Genomic DNA, 18,574 nt, shown 5'->3' with positions numbered 1-18,574 from the left:
GGTCAAAATGCTTGATTTTAGAACCTTTTTTTCTAACTAAAACGGCTCTAGAATAGAGTGTATTTCCTGTCAAAAAATCCTAGGTTTTTTGACAGGAAATATGAATTTTTTATCCAATTATGAAAGGTGCTTTTTGATACTCCTAAGATGTCTGCACCTTCTCGTAAGGTTATTTCTTTTTTCTTATATTGAGCTATCACATCAGGGAAATTATTCGGGACAACCAATTTTGGTCTACCGAATTTCTTCCCTTTTTTCTGTGCTTCCCGTATTCCTTCCATTTGTCTTTGTTTGATTTGTTCTCTTTCAAACTGTGCCACATAAGATAGGACTTGTAAAACGATATCGGAGATTAGTTTTCCTGTGATATTATCATTGCTATTCTTTGTATTTAATAAGGGGAAATCTAAAACAGTTATATTTACTTTCTTTTTCTTAGTAATCGATTGCCATTGTTCTAAAATTTCATCATAGTTTCTTCCCAACCTATCAATTGATTTAATAACCAATTCATCATTTTCTTTCAAGGTAGTTAATAATTTTTGATATTCCATTCTGTCAAAATCTTTTCCTGAAACGTAATCAATAAAAATATTCTCTTTTGATAATTTGTTTTCTACCAATGCTGAAAATTGCCTATCAATATTTTGTTCTCTTGTAGATACTCGAACATAACCGTAACGCATAAAAACTCTCCTTTTACACTTATTGTAAAATATAAAAAAGGGCAAAATGCCCTCAAGGAGTAGTGTATTCAATTTCTAGCAATTATATATTAGTTCAAACTGGTTCATCAAGCCTTAAAAGTATGTAAAAAATCACAAACTAAGACCTCCTTCATTCCTTTTCTTCAACTTTCCTAATTTCTATACCTATTTTTTATCAAAAATACATGTAAAACTCCAAATGATGCAAATAGACACTTCAACTGCACTTTTTAGCAAAAAATAGGCAGAACAAACGTCCTACCTACTAAAAATATGCTATTTTGAAAGGAAATTGATTTTTTACTGACACCCTAGGCAAGCTTGGGACAAATAAATCATTGATAGCAACATTTACGACATCCTATTTAAAGTTACTTCAATTTCTAATGTCCCCGCTATTTATAAGCCACCTCTGGTATGATCTATTCATAGTCAGAATAGATAACACCGTTCTAAATTACGATTCATAGTTACTCCTTTTTTGATTCGCTACTGCAAGATTCCTATTTACCTGATAAGAGGAGAGATGGTCCTCTTTACATGTGCAAGATAATTTTGAATCAGATTCATCATTTATCGTTTTGATTATTTTTTGACAAATTTTTCTGTTTTCTTCTCCGAAGACTTTAAAAATTTTTTTCTAATTAGATCATCCATATAGGGACCAAATATACCAACTACTAAACCAATAATAAAACTTTTAAAATCCATAATTACCACCAACATGTCGCTGCATAGGCCACACCTCCAAATATAGCTCCTCCCGCAGCACCAGTTGCTGCACCTTGCCATGTTCCTGTTTTAATTCCTAGCTGAAGACCTCGTGCTGCTCCTCCTCCAACACCTGCTTTGGCAAAATCTCCCCAATTGCATCCGCCACCTTCAAGGCAAGCAAGTATCTCAGTATCCATAATTTCAAATTGTGACATCGTTTTTGTATTCATAACGAATGCCTCCTTTTTTATTTTAATGCTTGTCTTGTTGCAAACTTGACAAGTTTGGTATAGCAGTGTTTATTAAATTGTTTCATCCAAATCTTGAATTACTGAAATAATCATTCCCTGTATTCCTCTTATTTATCTATTCGAAAACGAATTCAAAAATATAATATATGATATTCATTTTAATAAACTATATTAATAAAATGCATTGTAAACATTTCGCCCAAATGATCTACCAGCATTATAGATACCACCGAAAAATCTTCCCGTACTATCAATCACTTTGTGGACATCGATGTTAATATTACCTCTCCATGACACTCGACCACCCTCTACTGTTGCCAAATCTTTTTCTGTAAGACTTGTAAATTTTTCTTCAATTTTTATCATATTCATTATGTCTGTTCCTCTTTATCTATAATTTTTTATTAAAACAAATAATTGTAAACCATTTCGCCAAACTTCTGCCCCGCCCAATAAACCGGTCCTAAAAGTAATGTCCCTAAAGCATAAATCCCAACTACTCCAACTATGAAAATAAATACTTTTACAGGAATTGACTGCAAACTGTAAAAATTCTCTACCCTAGTAATCCAACTTTCTATTATGCGTTCCATCAGCGCTCTTCCTTCCCTGTTAACGTCCACGACGCTTAGCATGTGCTCCTGAAGCACCATCTACCGCACCCAATAAAAATGTTCCTGCAATTGCGACTCCTCCAACTACTACCAGACCAAATAGCAAGCCTCCTTCTACATCGGCCAATTCCTCATGACTCATTACATGAAAATTATTTTCCATATTTTTAATTTGTTCCATCTTATTCTCCTTTTTTGATTCTTAACAATTGAAAAAGGTAGTTATTTGTATTTCCTTTTTCATATATTCTGTTCATTGTTGTAGGTAAGCTTCACTCTCTAAATATTATCTTAGAATCCAAATAACGCACGACGTAAAATGAACCCCACCATTAAACCATGTTGGTAACTTGCCTCACTACCACCCACCAGCAAGGCTAAGTCGCTTTCCTTTAATACTTCAATAGTATACTTATCATTCATTTCATTCATCTCTTATCCTCCTAAAAACCAAAACCTCTACGAAATCCAATGTACCAATCTGCAAGGGTCTTCGTCCAATTTTCTCCACCTTGAATATCGGTCAATTCTTCCGAAGTTAGCTCAACAAATCCGTAATAATGTTCTTTCATTATTTTATTCCTTTCTTTTTCTTCTCACTTATCTATTCGAAAAAAATTTCAAAAATGTACAACTAAATTAAATTTTATTTAAAAAATAATTTAATGAACCATGAATAGAAAATTGGTAGATACATAAAGCAAACTCCTTTCTTTTTCCTCTTACTTATCTATTCGAAAAAAATTTCGAAAATGTACAACTAAATTAAATTTTATTTGAAAAATAATTTAATATACCATGAATAGAAAATCGGTAGATACATGAAGCAAACTCCTTTTCTTTTCCTCTTACTTATCTATTCGAAAAAGAAGTCAAAAAATAAGAATATCAGAAAATTTTCCGATATTCTTATTGATAAACTCATTCAAATCTAACAGATATTAGACATTAAGATATTTTTTAAGGGTTCTTCTGGCTGTTCGTGATACGGGGAAATGCAAGCCTTCTAACAAGGTCACTTCTGTGGCAGTCATCTCTTCAATAGCCTGTAAACTGACTAACGTATTGCGATTGGCATAGACAAAGTAATCTTTTTCAGCCTTGGCAGCGATATCCTTGAGACTGCCATAAATGGTCTTGATAGAATGATTGGCATAGTAGACCTTGATACGATGGGATTCCACTGAAGTTTCAAAGGCTAAAATTTCATGGTAGGGCAGAGTGAAGCCCCGTCTTCCCTCAAAACTATAGGTAAAGAGACGCATATTTTCCCTCTTATCTACTGCCAGTACATAGTCCAGACAGCGCTCCAGCTGATGACAGTAGTCCGCCTCTGGCTGATCCTTGGAAATAAAATCCAAGGCAGACAAGTGGTAGCGAAAAGCTAGAGGTAAGGCCTCCGAGTGCGTGGACACAAAGACAATGCTTGTAAAAGGATCCCGCTCCCGAACCTGTTGAGCAACCTGAAAGCCCCGTTCACGCTCTCCATCAATCTCTAAATCTAATAAATAGAGCTGGTAATGGTCAAAATACTGAGAATACTTTTCAACATCCCCATAGTTTTTGGCAATATCAATTTCCAATCTTAAATTGCGAGAGCGACCGATATCTAGTAAAGTCTGCTCTATCCGTCCTTGCTGGACTCTATCGTCTTCCAAAACTAAAATTCTCATTCCTCTCCCCCTCGTTTCTCATCCTTAAATGGCAATTCTAAATCTTGTCTAAAAGTCGTCTCTCCTAGCTGGGTATCTAAGTTTAAATCATAATGAAAAACCATGTCCTCCAAGGTTGCCAAGCCCAGTCCACTGTGGTTATCCTTGGTAGAGTAACCCTTTTGACTGAGAATACTGGGATTCAGTTCTTCTTTCTTACGAGTGTTTTCAATGATAAAACGGACACTCCTATCACCTGCCAATAAAGCAACCCGAATCTGCGGATTTTCAGCCTCACTGGCTGCTTCTAAAGCATTTGTCGTGAGGATAGAGAGGATACGGATAGCCTCCAACATAGGCAATGCCAGCTCTTCGACAACCCCCACCGTCTCCAAACTAAAATGAATTCCCTGCTTATCTGCCACAATCATGGCTTTTGCCAAGGTATTGCGAATAGCTATATCATGGATATTGTGAAGATTAAAGGCCGTGTAATCCGCCTTCCTCAGCTTTTCATTAGTCTTTAGAAAGACATCTTGATAAATGGTAGATACCTCAGCCATGTCTTGATTTGCTATGGCAGGCTCCATGCTGGCGACAATTCCCGCAAAATCATGACGGAAACCTCGAACCTCATCATAGAGATGTCCCAACTTATCCACCATTCCTTGCAAGGAACGATTTTCATCTTCCTGTCTCTGAATGGTCTGCTCATCACGATAAACCTGCTCCAAATGCTTGATGTAAAAGAGCCAAGAGAAAAAGAGAATGAAAATCAGGAGAGAAATGGTCGTATCAAAACGAACGTAGAACGAACTATTTCTATTGGTCATAAACGAAGAGAATATCCTAAATCCAGTCAGAGGTAGGATAATGAAAAAACTCTTATAATAGTGGGTTTTGAAAGCATCTGAAAAGAATAAATCCAAATCCAAAGAACAACGTTTCATAATTGTAGAACATAGAAATATTGATAATAAATCAAATACAGATCTATATAAAGTGGAAAACGAATCTACAAAACAACAAGGCTCACCAGATAATACACGAATCCAAATTGTCAAAAATAAATAACGAATACTTTGAAAGAAGAGAAAAAGATACAGAGAAAGAAAAAAAGCTTCCCCTTTTCCCTTGTGCAATACTAGTAAAAAAATACAGTAAAAGAAGAGAATGATTCCTATATGAAATAATTCTCCAAATGTTTGGCGAGCAGATAAACTAATTAAAAATACAAGGACCCAATAACGTTTTTTATAAAATTCTGGGGAAATTTGAGCACCCAAATAAATAGTAGGAACCATGGTTGAAACGACTACCAACAGTATATATAGCACAGAAACTAAGAATTCTAAAATAATCATAAATAAATCTAATCTCTAACGAATACTGTGAATTTAAGCAAAGTGTCTACCCGTACTAAATAACTTATCGCACCATTTTACGGCATCTTCAAAAATCCCTCCACCATTCACTTTCTCCAAAGCCTCTGGAGTTAATTCTTCAAATTGTTTCAATTCTACAAATATATTTTTCATTTCCATGACAGACTCCTTTTCATTATTTTATAGACAACTCTATCCCCTGCTCCATCTACAAAAGTCTTTAGTTTTCTTTTAAAATACAAGAAATCTAAAGCCTCTTGAAAATGGTATATTGGTTAGAGTGTTAACGATTAGTTGTGAAGATGTTATTTTTATTTAACCACAACCACTTTATAATATTCGTTTGAGTGTGGAGATTCAATTTTAATTTTTTCACCGTATAAACCATCGATTTCTTTATCCAGATAATCTAAAACTCCTGATGGCAAGCGTTTCATCTTAAGAATTTCACCAGATTGATCCGCATAGGCTAGGATGTGATAGTGGGCTGTAGCCATACCATCATCAATTAATACAAAGTAACCTGTTTTGAGCTTACCTTGCTCATTTTCTAAATAGTATAGTTTATTGTTATTGATTGTAAAGTGGGTAGCTCCAAGACGAAGTCGTGCACCTGGATTTTCTAAATAGACATCATTGCCAACTTTTTTAATCTCTGAATAGGTTGTCATTGCTGGGATATTAACCACACGATGTCCATTTTCATCAAAGTAGTAGCGATTTGGTAAGTTTTGAAAGTTCTGTACAACTGCCTTAGGATCAATTTCTTGTCCTTCTTCTTTATTATCCACTAAAGCTAAGGTAGTATTTGCGACCTCATCACCATATTTGTTAGAAAACTTCTTGAACTCTGGTCTGATATACCAGGCATTCTTTTCAATAATAACATCGTCACCTTTAGCATTTAGCAAATATTCTTGCCCATCTCCAAGTTTGACAATATCATGAATATTGTATCCAGCATCTTTTCTATTTGCTAGATAGCCATCCTTACCAATGACATAACTTTCCCCATCACTGGCTGGAACAGCTCTATCTGCGACCATAGCACCTGATTTTTCAAAGTAAGACCATTTACCATTTGGAGTCGCCCATCCTGTTGCCATAGCGCCACTGTCTTTGAGATAGTACCAAGTAGATCCTTCTTTGTACCAGCCAGTACGCATAGCACCACTACTTGCGAGCGAATACCATGTGTTACCTTCCTTGTACCAGCCAGTACGCATAGCGCCACTATCTGCGAGCGAATACCAAGTGTTACCGTCTTTGAGCCAACCTGTCTGCATTTTACCAGTGATGTCGAAGTGATACCATGACCCAGCATTTTGTACCCATTTATCCTTAGCTAGACTGCCATCTTGTGAAAGATTCCAGTCAGCACCATTTTTAACCCAAGTATCTGCAGCCTGTGCTTGGTTGATAGACAAAAGTAGACCAGCACCTGCAAGCAAACCAAGTGTAAGTAGTTTAGATTTTTTCATAGCCATTTCCTCCTTTATTGAATAGCTATAAGAGGGCTTCCCCTCTTTATTTAGCTATATTCTAATACTTTTCATTGTCAAAGTCAATAATATTGTGAAAAATTAGACAATATTACCAATATCTACGAATTGTATTTTGAGTAATACCGTATTGATTCATATAAGAAACATATTGACCTGGATATGGAGCATGAACTACCTTTCCACCACCAACATAAATACCTACATGGTCATTTGTCTCTTCACTATTATACAAAATCAAATCTCCAGCTTGTTGAGAACCATTACTTATATAGCTTCCTCCTGTTGCTTGACCATAGGTTACTCTAGGAATACTAATATCAAACTTAGCATGAATAGCCATCGTAAATCCTGAGCAATCTACGCCACTATTCAAATCTGCCCCACCCCAAACATATGGGATTTTTCCTACAAATGTCTCTGCGTATTCACCAAGTGCCTGTCCACGATTTTCTACCCATACACCACTGGCTCTAAAGAAGTATGGTGTACCATTCACACGTTGATAACCAGTGACCATAGCACCACTAGCAGATAAGTAGTAATAATTGCCATCAGGTTGAATCCAAGTATTTTCTTTCATCCATCCTTGGTCATCAAAATAGTACCACTTGCCATCTAATTGTTCCCAATTTTTAGCATACCCACCTGAACCGTATTTAAACCACCATTTACCATTGGTTTGCATCCATGTTCCTTTCGGATCACGATATTGATTGAAAGCTTTCTTCTCTTGATTGCCCTCTGCTTGGGTTTCTTTATCTTCAAAACCAATCAATTTTACTTGATCAGCTTCTTCAGCTTTTATCTTGCCTTGATTAACTAATTGAGCAATCGCTTCTTTCTCACTTGCTGATGGGGAATCAGCATAGGCTACCGTAGTATTTGCTAGGAGAACGCCTCCTGCAAGAACTAACAAACTAGAATAAAGATATTTTTTCATCATAAAAATCCTTTCTTTTTTCTCCTTTTAGAGATTGATTTTTCTGATTTCATTATATCCCTTATTTGTCCTCAGATTTCTCCTGTCCCTAGAAAGACTAAATCTGTTCCTAAACGGTCATTTGAACCAAATCAAAAATTCCAAAGCAAATGCCTTGGAACTCCGATTTCTATTTTGCTTGAATGATTTTAACAACATCTCCTACACTTTGGAGTTGGTCAATTTCTTCGTCGCTGATTTCGATATTAAATTCATCTTCCAGTGTCAAGATAAACTCCATCAAGTCGACTGAGTCAGCATCCAAATCGTCTTTCAGACTCAAGGATTCTGTCACGACAAAGTCTTCTCCCTGTCGCTCTTGGATAATGGTTACAATACGGTCAAAAATTTCTTTTTCTGTCATCTCTTTTATTCTCCTGAAAATTCACGCGCAGTCTGGGCAACTACGTCTGTTTCTAGCATGGTACGAATCTGGCGAATCGTACTATAAACAGCCTTGGCATCGCTTGAGCCATGAGTCTTGACAACAGGTGCCTTGACACCAAACAAGACTGCTCCACCAACATCTGAGTAGTTGAGCTGTTTTTTCAAACCTCTGAGGCTGTCCTTGAGAAGGAGGGCGCCTAGTTTCGCTCGAAAACCACCACCTGTAATAGCTGTCTTGAGCAATCCCATGATTCCCATGGCTGTCCCTTCAATGGATTTGAGCACAGCGTTTCCCGTGAAACCATCTGCCACAACAACATCCGCAACGCCATTCATCAAATCACGCGCTTCCACGTTTCCGATAAAGTTCAAACTTTCATCAGCTGCTAGTAATTCGTAAGTTTCCTTACGAAGCGGGTCACCCTTGCTACTCTCTGTTCCATTGTTGAGCAAACCAACACGTGGTTGCGCAATTCCACGGACATTTTTAGCATAGAAGGAACCGAGGACAGCGTATTGATGGAGGTGCTGGGCTGTATTTTCCGCATTAGCACCGAGGTCTAGCATGTCAAAACCTTTCCCATCTACAGTCGGCAAAGTCGACATAAGCCCAGGACGATCGATGTTCTTGATACGACCCACGATGAAAAACCCAGCCGCCAACAAAGCACCTGTATTCCCAGCTGAGAGAACAGCGTCTGCTTCGCCTTCTTTGACAGCCTTGGCCGCCAATACCATACTGGCATTTTTCTTCTTCCGAATAGCTCTCGTAGGTTCATCGTCTGAATCAATCTTCTCATCCGTATGGATAATGCTGACGCGCTCCGCCGCTGTCAGATATTGCTTGATTTTAGCTTCATCTCCGTAGAGTTGAACCTCGATATCTGAAAAGTCAGCTAGGGCTTGATTGACACCCTCAACGATGGCCTGAGGTGCGTAATCGCCCCCCATGGCATCTACTGCGATTTTTTTCATTTCTTTTCCTCTTTTAGTAATTGTCCCCAGTCTGCTAGGGAATCAATAAATTTCTTTGATTTTAGGTGAATCCCAACGTACTCTTCATATAATTGATCCATAAATTGGCGTAGCTCTTGCTTGATTCCAGGCTTGAGCGAAATGGTCTCCAAAGTCTCAAAATCAATAGCTTGAAATTGATTGAGCAGATAGGGGATATTGGGATTGAGATGACAACGTCTCTTATCCTCATGATAATGCTCTGGACAGAGGCAGGCTCCATATTTGAAAGAAAAGTCAAAAGCCTGACCAACCCGATGGCAGAAGACACACTCATTAAAATTGAGGCTGATTCCAAATCGAGTCAAAATTTGAATTTCAAAAATATTGGTCAAAACCTGATAATCCAAGCCTGCTTCCATCAACTCCAAAGTCTTTTGCAAAAAAGCAAACAAGGGAGCATCCTGCTGATTGTCCTGCAAACTAGCATCTGCAAGAGCTGCCACATAGGTCGCATAGGCCATGACAAAGAGGTCACTATTAATCTTGGGAAAAGTCATGACCTCATGATAGTCTTCGATGTAACTGAGTCCGTCATCATTGATTCGCAAGAGAAATCGTGCCAGCACCAAGGGCTGAATAACAGGCGCCAGCTTAGACTGACCAGCGTGTTTGACAAAAAACATGCGTTTGCCAACCTGCTCTGTAAAAATTTTGACGAGCTTGTCATCCTCACGAAAATTGCGATTGTAAAGCACCAAGCCTTGACTCGTGATAGACTGAATCATGCTTCTCTCATGTACTCCTCAAGTCGTTTCATGGCTTCTTTGATAGTCTCCATGCTGGCTGCATAAGATAGGCGGACGTAGCCTTCCCCGTAACGTCCAAAGGCTGCACCAGGGATAAAGGCAACGGCCTTCTTCTGAGCAAAATCCTTCAGAAAAGCAAAGGAGTCTTGATTGTAGCCCGCTGGAATTTTAGCAAAAATATAGAAGGCACCGTCTGGTTTGATAATCTCAAAACCAAGAGCAGTCATTTTTTCGATGATATAGTCCCGACGCTGGATATATTCCTTCTTCATGGGCTCCGCATCATTTTTACCAGCCGTCAAGGCTTCTACCGCAGCATGTTGCGCCATGGTATTTGCGGCAGTGACCAAGTATTGGTGACTCTTGATTAACTGGGCTGTGAAGGCCGCAGGAGCGAAAATCAGCCCCAAACGCCAACCTGTCATGGCATGCGATTTAGACAAACCATTGATAATAATAGCCTGGTCTCTCAACATCGTTCCTAGAGACACATGGGCTTCGCCTGTGTAGGTCAATTCTGAGTAAACCTCATCACAGACAACAAAAATTTCGTACTTGCGTAAAACAGCTGCCAAGGCCTCTAACTGCTCTCGACTGTAGGTAATTCCTGTCGGATTGGCTGGATAGTTGAGAATAACCGCCTTGAGCTTATCACCCTGCTCCAAAATGGCCTTCTCCAACATCTCAGGAGTCAAGACAAAACCATTTTCAGTCGTATCAATCTCAACAATTTCTGCCCCAACTAAGTTAACAATCGGTTCATAGCCTGGATAAGCAGGAGCTGGCAAAAGTACCTTGTCTCCCTCTTCCAAAATAGCCGTCAAAGTCGCAGATAAAGCCTCTGTCGCCCCAATTGTAACCAAGATTTCATTTTCAGGAGCATAGTCCAGTTGGTACTTTTCCTTAACAAAGTCACTAGCTGCCTGACGTAGAGTCAGCAGACCACTCATCCCTGTATAGTAGGATTGGTTCTGATCAATCGCTCGCTTGGCCGCCTCCTTGACATGGTCTGGCGTTGTAAAATCAGGTTCCCCCAAGGTCAAACGCAAGACCCCAGGAATCTCCGAAATAGCCTGGTCAAACTGACGAATCAACGAAACTTGAATTTTATCTAACTGTTTATTAAAGCGCTTAGTTAAGTCCATAGATACCTCCTACTTTCAAAACGTATCTCTATTATACTACAAAAGCCCCCCGACCGCAAAAATACATGATAGAATAACGCTAGCATAACAAATTGAAGTAGGTTAATTTAAATTGATTACAACACTATGTTTTGAGAATACTCAATGAAAATCTCATGAGACTAGGAATCGAGGTGAAAGCATAACTAATACTCAATGAAAATCAAANNATACGGCAAGGCGACGTTGGCGTGGTTTGAAGAGATTTTCGAAGAGTATTGAGGTTTTGATAATCTTCGTTACAACTATTCTAGCACCATTACTGATTACTATTACCGGTAATGTCATTTCTGAGTGGATAGTCAGAAAGTGGTTAGATAAGCGCGACAAAAAAATATAACCTGAGTTTAGTTTTAATGTAACTGGACAAAAAGAAATACCAGAGGTGGAGCTCTAGTATTTTTGTTTTTGCCAAGACTTCGTTACAGTTCTTGTAAGATTATTGTTACATAATTAGCACTACTTGTCAAATAATTGTTGGCTCCACTTTCTATTTTACTTTTCCTGTTTACAGGTCTATAATGGTAACAGATTCTATTTGGAGGTTTTTATGTCATTTCTATCAAAAAATGGAGCAGGCATCTTGGTCTGCCTTCTCATTTCTATCGTATCTTGGTACTTAGGAGGATTCTTCCCTGTAATTGGCGCGCCCGTTTTTGCGATTTTTATGGGCATGCTCCTACATCCCTTTCTCTCGTCTTATAAACAACTGGATGTTGGATTGACCTTTAGTTCCAAGAAATTGCTCCAGTATGCCGTTATCTTGCTTGGTTTTGGTCTCAATATCTCTCAAGTCTTCGCAGTTGGGCAATCTTCACTCCCTGTCATCCTGTCCACCATTTCAATAGCCTTGATTGTTGCCTACCTCTTCCAGCGCTTCTTTGCCCTGGATACAAAACTGACTACCTTGATTGGAGTAGGTTCTTCTATCTGTGGGGGTTCTGCCATTGCAGCGACAGCGCCTGTTATCCATGCTAAGGAAAAGGAAGTAGCCCAAGCCATCTCCGTTATCTTTTTCTTCAATGTCTTGGCTGCGCTCATCTTTCCAACGCTAGGTACCTGGCTTCATCTATCCAATGAAGGCTTCGCCCTCTTTGCAGGAACTGCGGTCAATGATACTTCCTCTGTAACAGCCACCGCCAGCGCCTGGGACAGCCTCTACCAAAGCAATACCCTCGAATCCGCAACCATTGTCAAACTTACGCGAACCCTTGCTATTATCCCCATCACTCTCTTTCTCTCCTACTGGCAAAGTCATAAAGAAAAAAATAAGCAAGGCTTACAACTGAAAAAAGTCTTCCCACTTTTTATCCTTTACTTTATCCTTGCATCTCTCCTAACCACCCTACTGACCTCTCTCGGAGTATCCAGTAGTTTCTTTACCCCTCTCAAACAACTTTCCAAATTCCTCATTATCATGGCCATGAGTGCTATCGGTCTCAAAACCAATCTAGTAGCTATGGTCAAATCCAGCGGAAAATCCATTGTTCTCGGAGCCATTTGCTGGATAGCTATCATTCTCACTAGTCTTGGTATGCAGACACTTATCGGCATTTTCTAATACTCTTCGAAAATCTCTTCAAACCACGTCAACGTCGCCTTGCCGTNNCAAAACTGTGTTTTGAGCAGCCTGCGACTAGTTTCCTAGTTTGCTCTTTGCTTTTTATTGAGTATAATACAAAAGGTAGCCCACCAGCTACCTTTTTCTTATGCTTCCTCAATCAAGCGTGTATGTTCTCTCTTGATGCAACGATTCATCACGATGTCATCGCATCCACCAGCACGCAAGATTTCTTCCGCTTCTAGACTTTCAAGTCCTAGCTGTGCCCAAAAAATCTTAGCATCAGCCTTGAGAAAATCACGCGCCACATCTGGCAAAAACTCACTGCGACGGTAAACATTGACAATATCTACAGGAAAAGGAATCTCCGCTAGGCTAGCATAAGCCTTTTCACCCAAGATTTCGCCACCTGCCGCCTTAGGATTGACTGGAATGATTTTATAACCCCGAGCCTGCATTTCCTTGGTCACTCGATTGCTAGTTGTTTCTTCACGGTCTGACAAGCCCACCACAGCAAGGGTTTTACTCGTTGCGAGATACTGACGAATCACGCCATCACTTGGATTGATAAATTCTTGACTCATAGAAATCCTCCTTTTTCATCAGTATAGCACATTTTGAAAAGGCTTGCATCATTCTACTACAAAAAGGAGGACTAGCCCCCTTTTTATTTAGCCTCGTACCAGGTTGCCCCTTCATTTTCATCTGCGATGAGGGGAACACTGAGTTGAATGGCTTCTTCCATGGTTTGTTTGACCAATTTTTTCATCTCTGTCAATTCAGATTTAGGAACTTCAAGGACGATTTCATCATGCACTTGCAGAAGCATCTTAGTCTGATAACCACCTGCAACCAAGGCTTTATCTAGCTGAATCATGGCAATCTTGAGAATATCTGCTGCCGAACCCTGGATAGGTGAGTTGATAGCTGTCCGCTCCGCAAAACCACGAATGTTAAAGTTGCGCGAATTGATATCTGGCAACTCACGACGACGCTTGAAGAGGGTCTCCACATAGCCCTTATCACGCGCCTCACGCACCACTTCATCCATGTAGTTTTTAATACCTGGGAAGCGTTCAAAGTAGGTATCAATGTAGGCTTTGGCCTCCTTACGGCTAATGCCCAGATTATTAGACAAACCAAAGTCTGAAATCCCGTAAACCACTCCAAAGTTGACAGCCTTTGCATTGCGACGGTCGTTTGCAGTCACATCCTCAGGACGCTCAATGCCAAAGACCCGCATGGCTGTCGAAGTATGGATGTCCGCTCCCTCTTGGAAGGCATTAATCAAGTGCTCATCCTTAGAAATATGCGCCAAAACACGCAATTCAATCTGCGAATAGTCCGAACTGAGCAACACACTATCCTCCCACTCAGGTACAAAGGCCTTACGAATCAAGCGCCCTTGTTCCAAGCGAACAGGGATATTTTGCAAGTTTGGATCCACACTAGACAAACGCCCAGTCTGGGTCAAATCCTGCACATAGCGCGTATGAATCTTGCCATCAGCCAAAATCCAGTCTTGCAAGCCAATCACATAAGTGGATTGAATCTTAGCAATTTGACGGTAATCAAGAATTTTCTTAACAATCGGCGCAATAGGAGCTAGACGCTCTAACACATCCACCGCAGTCGAGTATCCAGTTTTGGTTTTCTTAGTGTATTCTAAAGGTAACCCCAATTTTTCAAAGAGAAGCACGCCCAACTGCTTAGGCGAGTTGATATTAAACTCCTCACCAGCCAACTCGTAAATCTCTTGAGTCAGTTTTTCAATGACAAGCTCATTTTCAGCCTGCATCTCAAGCAAGGTCTCTTTCTTGACCGTAATCCCAGCTATTTCCATCTTGGCAAGGACAAAAGCTAGAGGTTGCTCCATATCATAAAGAAGCTCTAACTGACCATTTTCGCTGAGTTTTTCAAGCAAAATAGGCTCTGTTTCGACCAACACAGCAAGCTTACGAGCCAAATGATCCAAGAATTTCTCGCGTTCAGGAATGGCCTTCTTGACTCCCTTACCATAGAAAGTCTCATCATCAACCAAATAAGTCTGACCATAAAGACTAGCAATAGTCGCAATTTCATTGTCCTCCACAGTCGAAAGGAGGTATTTAGCCAAACGGCTATCAAAAGCAGGCGACTGCAAATCCACACCCAAACGATGCAAGAGAACTTTAGCCTTCTTAAAGTCATAAACTCTCAGAGGTGTTTTTTCTAAAAAGTCCTTGAAAATCGGGTCTTGCAAGAGCTCAAGCTTGTCTGTAGCATAGAGCTTTTCCCCACAAGACCAGGCAAATCCAACCAAATCATCCGTATGGTAATTCTCACCAAAAAGCTCAAAATGGAAGATAGATTCTTCACTCAACATGTCTTGACTGATTTGCTCAACAATAGTAAAGTCCAAACTCTCAGCCATATCAGCTGACGACACATTTAAAGCCTGCTTGAGCTGTTTGAAGCCCATCTCATCGTAGAATTTCCCAAGATTTTCAACATCTGGACCACTATAGACCAAATCCTCCAAACCAATCTCAATCGGCGCCTTGGTATCAATGGTCGCCAGTGTTTTAGACAAAAAGGCCTGTTCCTTATCATTGATAAGATTTTCCTTCATCTTAGAAGCCTTCATCCCATCGATATTTTCATAAATCCCCTCAAGCGAACCATGCTCCAGCAAGAGCTTGATACCAGTCTTTTCACCAATTTTGGTCACCCCAGGGATATTATCCGACTTATCACCCATGAGCGCCTTGAGATCGATAAACTGAGTCGGTGTGATGCCCATCTTTTCCATGAGATAATCTGGCGTAAAGGCCTCAAACTCAGCCACACCTTTCTTGGAAATTTCAACCACCGTATGCTCATCCGTCAGCTGAATCAAGTCCTTGTCCCCACTGACAATGGTAATATCAAAACCATCCTGCTCAGCTAGCTTATCCAGCGTCCCAATGATGTCATCCGCCTCATACTGAGCCAGCTCATAGTGACGAATCCCCATATGATCCAGCAACTCACGAATGAAAGGAAATTGCTCACGAAACTCATCAGGAGTCTTAGCCCGACCACCCTTATAGTCCGCATACATCTCTGTCCGGAAGGTCGTCTTTCCCGCATCAAAAGCCACCAAAATATGACTAGGCTCCACCCGCTCCAACAAATGGCTCAACATCAACTGGAAACCATAAATGGCATTGGTATGCAAACCAGCCGCATTCTTAAAACGGTCCAACTGCTGATAGAGTGCAAAAAACGCCCGAAAAGCAACAGAAGACCCATCAATCAATAATAATTTTTTCTTATCCATACACCCATTATAAAGGAAAGAATCAAAAAATACCATTGGGAAGAGCTAGAGCAAGTATTTTTCAAACTTTTTCCCGAATAAATAGATAGAAGCATTGAAACTAGTAAACTTAGATTTAAAAATGTGCTATAATGAAAGACAAACTATAAGAAAAGTCAATAGTTTATCTAAAATATTTCTTATTTCAATTTGATGATTTAGCGATGATTTTAGAGCACGGCAAAAATCCCTTGAAAAAGTCCATTTTTTTCAAAGGTAATCTTGTGTTAATTTCAGAAATTACATCACTTTTTGTTCGTCAAATGGTAGCTCTTTTTTAGGAGATAAAACATGGTTCGGATAAGTTTTTTTGCAAGGTGGATGATGGCTACATTGTAATGTTTTCCTTGTTCTAACTTAGTCTTAAACTAGGCCTTAAAAGCAGGTGAAAAGCGATTGCATGCTTTGCCAGCTGATGAACGACTACAGAAACGTCAAGAAGAGCTCCACCCCCTAATGGAAGATTTCTTTGCTTGGTGTCGATGTCAGTCAGTTTTAGCAGGTTCAAAACTAGGAAGGGCTATTGAATACAGCCTCAAGTATGAAGAAACCTTTAAGACCATTTTAAAAGACGGACATCTGGTCCTTTCCAATAATCTAGCTGAACACGCCATTAAATCATTGGTTATGGGACGGAGTAAAAGAGTCCAGTGGACTCTTTTAGCCTAAGCTAAATTTTAAAAAGCGAGGGTGGTTGTTTTCTCAAAGTTTTGAAGGAGCTAAAGCAACAGCTATTATTATGAGTTTGTTGGAAACAGCTAAACGTCATCAACTAAATAGTGAAAAATATCTATCCTATCTTCTAGAATGTCTTCCAAACGAGGAAACTCTCGTAAACAAAGAGGTTTTAGAGGCTTATTTACCATGGACTAAAGTTGTACAAGAAAAGTGCAAATAAGAAATCTCCAGATTAGGAACTATCCGTGAGTTCTCTAGGCTGGAGATTTTTCAATATACTTCGTTATTAGGCGGTTACGACTGAAATATCGTCTTGTTCACTTTTTATTTTCTTCTAACCAATAGACGGAGTTGCAAGGAAAATGCCAAAAACTCTACCCCTATAGCTAACAAAGAGCAAAAAAACTAGGAGAGAACTCTCCTAGTTTTAAATTATCTTGGATTATTTAACCCACTCACCGTTGTGGTTTACTTTATAACCATCTACAGTTGTATTAACTGCAAGAGCTCCTGACGCGTATGAGTAGTACCATTTACCACCAACTTGATACCAACCAGTTGCCATTGAACCTGATGATTTCAAGTAGTACCAAGTACCGTTATCTTTAACCCAACCAGTTGCCATTGAACCGTTGTCGTTTAGGTAGTACCAAGTACCATTGTCTTTAACCCAACCAGTTGCCATCCAACCAGCTTGGTCAAAATAGTACCAAGTTCCGTTGATTTTTTCCCAACCATTAGTTGTGTAAGAACCATCAGCGTGTTTGTACCACCAGCGAGAACCTGATTGAACCCATGCTGCTTGAGCAGCTGGTTTTTCAGCAGAAGCTACTAGTTGAGGAATTTCCAAAAGGGTTGCTTTACCATTTTGTACTCGAACTGTTAATTTATATGTTCCACGTTTAGTTTTAACTTCAACAGTACTTTTAGCTGATTTTTCATACTTAATCTCAACTGCTTTACCATCAAGTTTCAGTTCATTACCTTCTTTATCATAAACCTTAACATATCTATCGGTAACAACTCTTTGTTTATTAGATTGTTGAGATTGTTGAGATTGTTGAGATGCAAGGTAAGACTTAATATCATCAATAGTCAAATCACCATTTTCAGTAGTATTAACTTTACCACTTGCTTCTTCTCCACGTTTAGCTGCTGCTTCTGCTGCTTCTGCTGCTTCTTTAAAGAGTTTAGAAACTTCTGCACTTGGTTCTGTTCTCTCATCAGCTGCAGGTTTAGCATTTGGCAATGTTTGAACATTAGCCTCACTAAAAGTTGCTGTATCAGCTGAAACAGCTTGTACAGCACCAAATGCTGCAAGAGCGACTGCGCTTGTCAATAAAACTTTTTTCATCGTTTTATCTCCTTTGTTTTTCTTTAAAATATTTTTTCGTAAGACTACCTTACTACCATAGATTATATAAATATTTGCAGGATTTGTCAAGAGTTTTCTTCGAGTTTTTAAACTTTTTACCTATTTTTTCAAAAAAGCCAAATTTCAAGTTCAAGTTAGCCATGAAGAAGTCTTCTCTGGGTGATTTGTAGTTCAAGCATTTTTTAGGATAGTTATTAATCCAATTTTCGATGAATGCGACTTCTTTGGGAGTCGTTTTCTTAGTTCCCTTAGGTAACCATCTCCGAATGAGCCTGTTGTGATTCTCATCAGTTCCCCTTTCCCAAGAGGCATAGGGGTGCGCATAATAGATATGTTCCTCAGAAAATACATCAGACAAGCGGTTAAATTCTGTACCATTATCTGCCGTGATGGACAGAATCTTGTCTTGTTTTAAGATGAGTTTTAAAGCCTGATTGACCGCCTCAGCACTTTTATTATTCCATATGGCATTGTCCATA

At 39.4% G+C, this 18,574-nt stretch carries 21 protein-coding genes and 2 pseudogenes; 2 read left to right on the top strand and 21 right to left on the bottom strand.

The window, feature by feature from the left end; translation table 11 throughout:
• Window positions 1-47: 47 nt before the first annotated feature.
• From HT678_RS00610 to HT678_RS00535, 17 genes are all read right to left on the bottom strand, one after another.
• Window positions 48-686, bottom strand: a complete 639-nt coding sequence (locus tag HT678_RS00610) for a recombinase family protein (RefSeq protein WP_119946621.1) — start codon at window positions 684-686, stop codon at window positions 48-50.
• 606 nt (window positions 687-1,292) lie between these two features.
• Window positions 1,293-1,418, bottom strand: coding sequence for a PncF family bacteriocin immunity protein (locus tag HT678_RS11850; RefSeq protein ID WP_007284823.1), 126 nt, complete (start codon window positions 1,416-1,418; stop codon window positions 1,293-1,295).
• A 2-nt stretch (window positions 1,419-1,420) separates the two neighbouring features.
• Window positions 1,421-1,651, bottom strand: a complete 231-nt coding sequence (gene blpU / locus HT678_RS00605; RefSeq protein ID WP_001093485.1) for a bacteriocin-like peptide BlpU — start codon at window positions 1,649-1,651, stop codon at window positions 1,421-1,423.
• A gap of 192 nt (window positions 1,652-1,843) precedes the next feature.
• Window positions 1,844-2,044 (bottom strand): SPPN_00645 family bacteriocin-like peptide, encoded by a 201-nt coding sequence (locus tag HT678_RS00600; protein WP_001055966.1) that lies wholly within the window; start codon window positions 2,042-2,044, stop codon window positions 1,844-1,846.
• Window positions 2,045-2,076: 32 nt separating this feature from the next.
• Window positions 2,077-2,265: a hypothetical protein gene (locus HT678_RS00595; RefSeq protein WP_138703720.1), complete on the bottom strand. Its 189-nt coding sequence runs from the start codon at window positions 2,263-2,265 to the stop codon at window positions 2,077-2,079.
• 19 nt (window positions 2,266-2,284) lie between these two features.
• Window positions 2,285-2,467, bottom strand: a complete 183-nt coding sequence (locus tag HT678_RS00590; RefSeq protein WP_000435077.1) for a class IIb bacteriocin, lactobin A/cerein 7B family — start codon at window positions 2,465-2,467, stop codon at window positions 2,285-2,287.
• Window positions 2,468-2,577: 110 nt separating this feature from the next.
• On the bottom strand, window positions 2,578-2,718 hold the full coding sequence (locus HT678_RS00585; protein WP_001004581.1) for a hypothetical protein: 141 nt from the start codon (window positions 2,716-2,718) through the stop codon (window positions 2,578-2,580).
• Window positions 2,719-2,729: 11 nt separating this feature from the next.
• Window positions 2,730-2,858 carry a smi_0059.1 family bacteriocin-like peptide gene (locus tag HT678_RS00580; RefSeq protein ID WP_138699531.1) on the bottom strand — a complete coding sequence of 43 codons (129 nt, stop codon included), beginning with the start codon at window positions 2,856-2,858 and terminating at the stop codon, window positions 2,730-2,732.
• 369 nt (window positions 2,859-3,227) lie between these two features.
• Window positions 3,228-3,959, bottom strand: a complete 732-nt coding sequence (locus HT678_RS00575; protein WP_001221866.1) for a response regulator transcription factor — start codon at window positions 3,957-3,959, stop codon at window positions 3,228-3,230.
• Window positions 3,956-4,771, bottom strand: coding sequence for a GHKL domain-containing protein (locus HT678_RS11360; RefSeq protein WP_007285090.1), 816 nt, complete (start codon window positions 4,769-4,771; stop codon window positions 3,956-3,958). Before HT678_RS11360 ends, HT678_RS00575 begins: the two co-directional genes overlap by 4 nt.
• Window positions 4,772-5,335: 564 nt before the next feature.
• Entirely contained in the window at window positions 5,336-5,482 is a 147-nt protein-coding gene (locus tag HT678_RS00565) for a smi_0057.1 family bacteriocin-like peptide (protein WP_023940555.1), read from the bottom strand.
• A gap of 152 nt (window positions 5,483-5,634) precedes the next feature.
• A complete protein-coding gene (locus HT678_RS00560) occupies window positions 5,635-6,804 on the bottom strand; it encodes an N-acetylmuramoyl-L-alanine amidase family protein (protein ID WP_172924511.1) in 1,170 nt (389 codons plus the stop codon).
• A 112-nt stretch (window positions 6,805-6,916) separates the two neighbouring features.
• Window positions 6,917-7,771 carry a C40 family peptidase gene (locus HT678_RS00555; RefSeq protein WP_023935480.1) on the bottom strand — a complete coding sequence of 285 codons (855 nt, stop codon included), beginning with the start codon at window positions 7,769-7,771 and terminating at the stop codon, window positions 6,917-6,919.
• Window positions 7,772-7,937: 166 nt separating this feature from the next.
• Window positions 7,938-8,171, bottom strand: coding sequence for an acyl carrier protein (locus HT678_RS00550; protein ID WP_000136445.1), 234 nt, complete (start codon window positions 8,169-8,171; stop codon window positions 7,938-7,940).
• A 5-nt stretch (window positions 8,172-8,176) separates the two neighbouring features.
• Window positions 8,177-9,169 (bottom strand): phosphate acyltransferase PlsX, encoded by a 993-nt coding sequence (plsX, locus tag HT678_RS00545; RefSeq protein WP_119948254.1) that lies wholly within the window; start codon window positions 9,167-9,169, stop codon window positions 8,177-8,179.
• A complete protein-coding gene (gene recO, locus HT678_RS00540; protein ID WP_000616164.1) occupies window positions 9,166-9,936 on the bottom strand; it encodes a DNA repair protein RecO in 771 nt (256 codons plus the stop codon). Before recO ends, plsX begins: the two co-directional genes overlap by 4 nt.
• A complete protein-coding gene (locus tag HT678_RS00535; RefSeq protein WP_000366342.1) occupies window positions 9,933-11,102 on the bottom strand; it encodes a pyridoxal phosphate-dependent aminotransferase in 1,170 nt (389 codons plus the stop codon). The genes recO and HT678_RS00535 overlap by 4 nt, the downstream gene beginning before the upstream one ends.
• Window positions 11,103-11,691: 589 nt before the next feature.
• Here HT678_RS00535 and HT678_RS00530 point away from each other — a divergent pair.
• Window positions 11,692-12,702 (top strand): YeiH family protein, encoded by a 1,011-nt coding sequence (locus HT678_RS00530; RefSeq protein ID WP_119947183.1) that lies wholly within the window; start codon window positions 11,692-11,694, stop codon window positions 12,700-12,702.
• Window positions 12,703-12,848: 146 nt separating this feature from the next.
• Here the strand turns inward: HT678_RS00530 and HT678_RS00525 are convergent, their stop codons facing one another.
• On the bottom strand, window positions 12,849-13,286 hold the full coding sequence (locus HT678_RS00525) for a CoA-binding protein (RefSeq protein ID WP_000076477.1): 438 nt from the start codon (window positions 13,284-13,286) through the stop codon (window positions 12,849-12,851).
• Between the two features lie 83 nt (window positions 13,287-13,369).
• The gene (gene polA / locus HT678_RS00520) at window positions 13,370-16,003 is read right to left on the bottom strand and encodes a DNA polymerase I (RefSeq protein ID WP_172924510.1); all 2,634 of its coding nucleotides are present in this window, start codon (window positions 16,001-16,003) and stop codon (window positions 13,370-13,372) included.
• A 444-nt stretch (window positions 16,004-16,447) separates the two neighbouring features.
• On the opposite strand from polA, the pseudogene HT678_RS11355 reads away from it, so the two are divergent.
• A pseudogene (locus HT678_RS11355) lies at window positions 16,448-16,940 on the top strand (IS66 family transposase); the annotation flags it as partial.
• 222 nt (window positions 16,941-17,162) lie between these two features.
• Here the strand turns inward: HT678_RS11355 and HT678_RS11845 are convergent.
• A pseudogene (locus HT678_RS11845) lies at window positions 17,163-17,456 on the bottom strand (N-acetylmuramoyl-L-alanine amidase family protein); the annotation flags it as partial.
• A 670-nt stretch (window positions 17,457-18,126) separates the two neighbouring features.
• Window positions 18,127-18,574: IS30 family transposase (locus HT678_RS00500; protein WP_172924508.1), on the bottom strand; the 448-nt coding region annotated here is incomplete at its 5' end.

The organism is Streptococcus sp. 3167 (genome assembly GCF_013277175.1).
Taxonomy (GTDB): Bacteria; Bacillota; Bacilli; order Lactobacillales; family Streptococcaceae; genus Streptococcus; species Streptococcus pseudopneumoniae.
This window is presented reverse-complemented; position numbering and strand designations above follow the sequence as displayed.

Bases quoted from the DNA above. Each gene is read 5' to 3' on its own strand.
- HT678_RS00610 (WP_119946621.1), bottom strand. From the start codon at position 686: ATGCGTTACGGTTATGTTCGAGTATCTACAAGAGAACAAAATATTGAT.
- HT678_RS11850 (WP_007284823.1), bottom strand. From the start codon at position 1,418: ATGGATTTTAAAAGTTTTATTATTGGTTTAGTAGTTGGTATATTTGGT.
- blpU (WP_001093485.1), bottom strand. From the start codon at position 1,651: ATGAATACAAAAACGATGTCACAATTTGAAATTATGGATACTGAGATA.
- HT678_RS00600 (WP_001055966.1), bottom strand. From the start codon at position 2,044: ATGAATATGATAAAAATTGAAGAAAAATTTACAAGTCTTACAGAAAAA.
- HT678_RS00595 (WP_138703720.1), bottom strand. From the start codon at position 2,265: ATGGAACGCATAATAGAAAGTTGGATTACTAGGGTAGAGAATTTTTAC.
- HT678_RS00590 (WP_000435077.1), bottom strand. From the start codon at position 2,467: ATGGAACAAATTAAAAATATGGAAAATAATTTTCATGTAATGAGTCAT.
- HT678_RS00585 (WP_001004581.1), bottom strand. From the start codon at position 2,718: ATGAATGAAATGAATGATAAGTATACTATTGAAGTATTAAAGGAAAGC.
- HT678_RS00580 (WP_138699531.1), bottom strand. From the start codon at position 2,858: ATGAAAGAACATTATTACGGATTTGTTGAGCTAACTTCGGAAGAATTG.
- HT678_RS00575 (WP_001221866.1), bottom strand. From the start codon at position 3,959: ATGAGAATTTTAGTTTTGGAAGACGATAGAGTCCAGCAAGGACGGATA.
- HT678_RS11360 (WP_007285090.1), bottom strand. From the start codon at position 4,771: ATGACCAATAGAAATAGTTCGTTCTACGTTCGTTTTGATACGACCATT.
- HT678_RS00565 (WP_023940555.1), bottom strand. From the start codon at position 5,482: ATGGAAATGAAAAATATATTTGTAGAATTGAAACAATTTGAAGAATTA.
- HT678_RS00560 (WP_172924511.1), bottom strand. From the start codon at position 6,804: ATGAAAAAATCTAAACTACTTACACTTGGTTTGCTTGCAGGTGCTGGT.
- HT678_RS00555 (WP_023935480.1), bottom strand. From the start codon at position 7,771: ATGATGAAAAAATATCTTTATTCTAGTTTGTTAGTTCTTGCAGGAGGC.
- HT678_RS00550 (WP_000136445.1), bottom strand. From the start codon at position 8,171: ATGACAGAAAAAGAAATTTTTGACCGTATTGTAACCATTATCCAAGAG.
- plsX (WP_119948254.1), bottom strand. From the start codon at position 9,169: ATGAAAAAAATCGCAGTAGATGCCATGGGGGGCGATTACGCACCTCAG.
- recO (WP_000616164.1), bottom strand. From the start codon at position 9,936: ATGATTCAGTCTATCACGAGTCAAGGCTTGGTGCTTTACAATCGCAAT.
- HT678_RS00535 (WP_000366342.1), bottom strand. From the start codon at position 11,102: ATGGACTTAACTAAGCGCTTTAATAAACAGTTAGATAAAATTCAAGTT.
- HT678_RS00530 (WP_119947183.1), top strand. From the start codon at position 11,692: ATGTCATTTCTATCAAAAAATGGAGCAGGCATCTTGGTCTGCCTTCTC.
- HT678_RS00525 (WP_000076477.1), bottom strand. From the start codon at position 13,286: ATGAGTCAAGAATTTATCAATCCAAGTGATGGCGTGATTCGTCAGTAT.
- polA (WP_172924510.1), bottom strand. From the start codon at position 16,003: ATGGATAAGAAAAAATTATTATTGATTGATGGGTCTTCTGTTGCTTTT.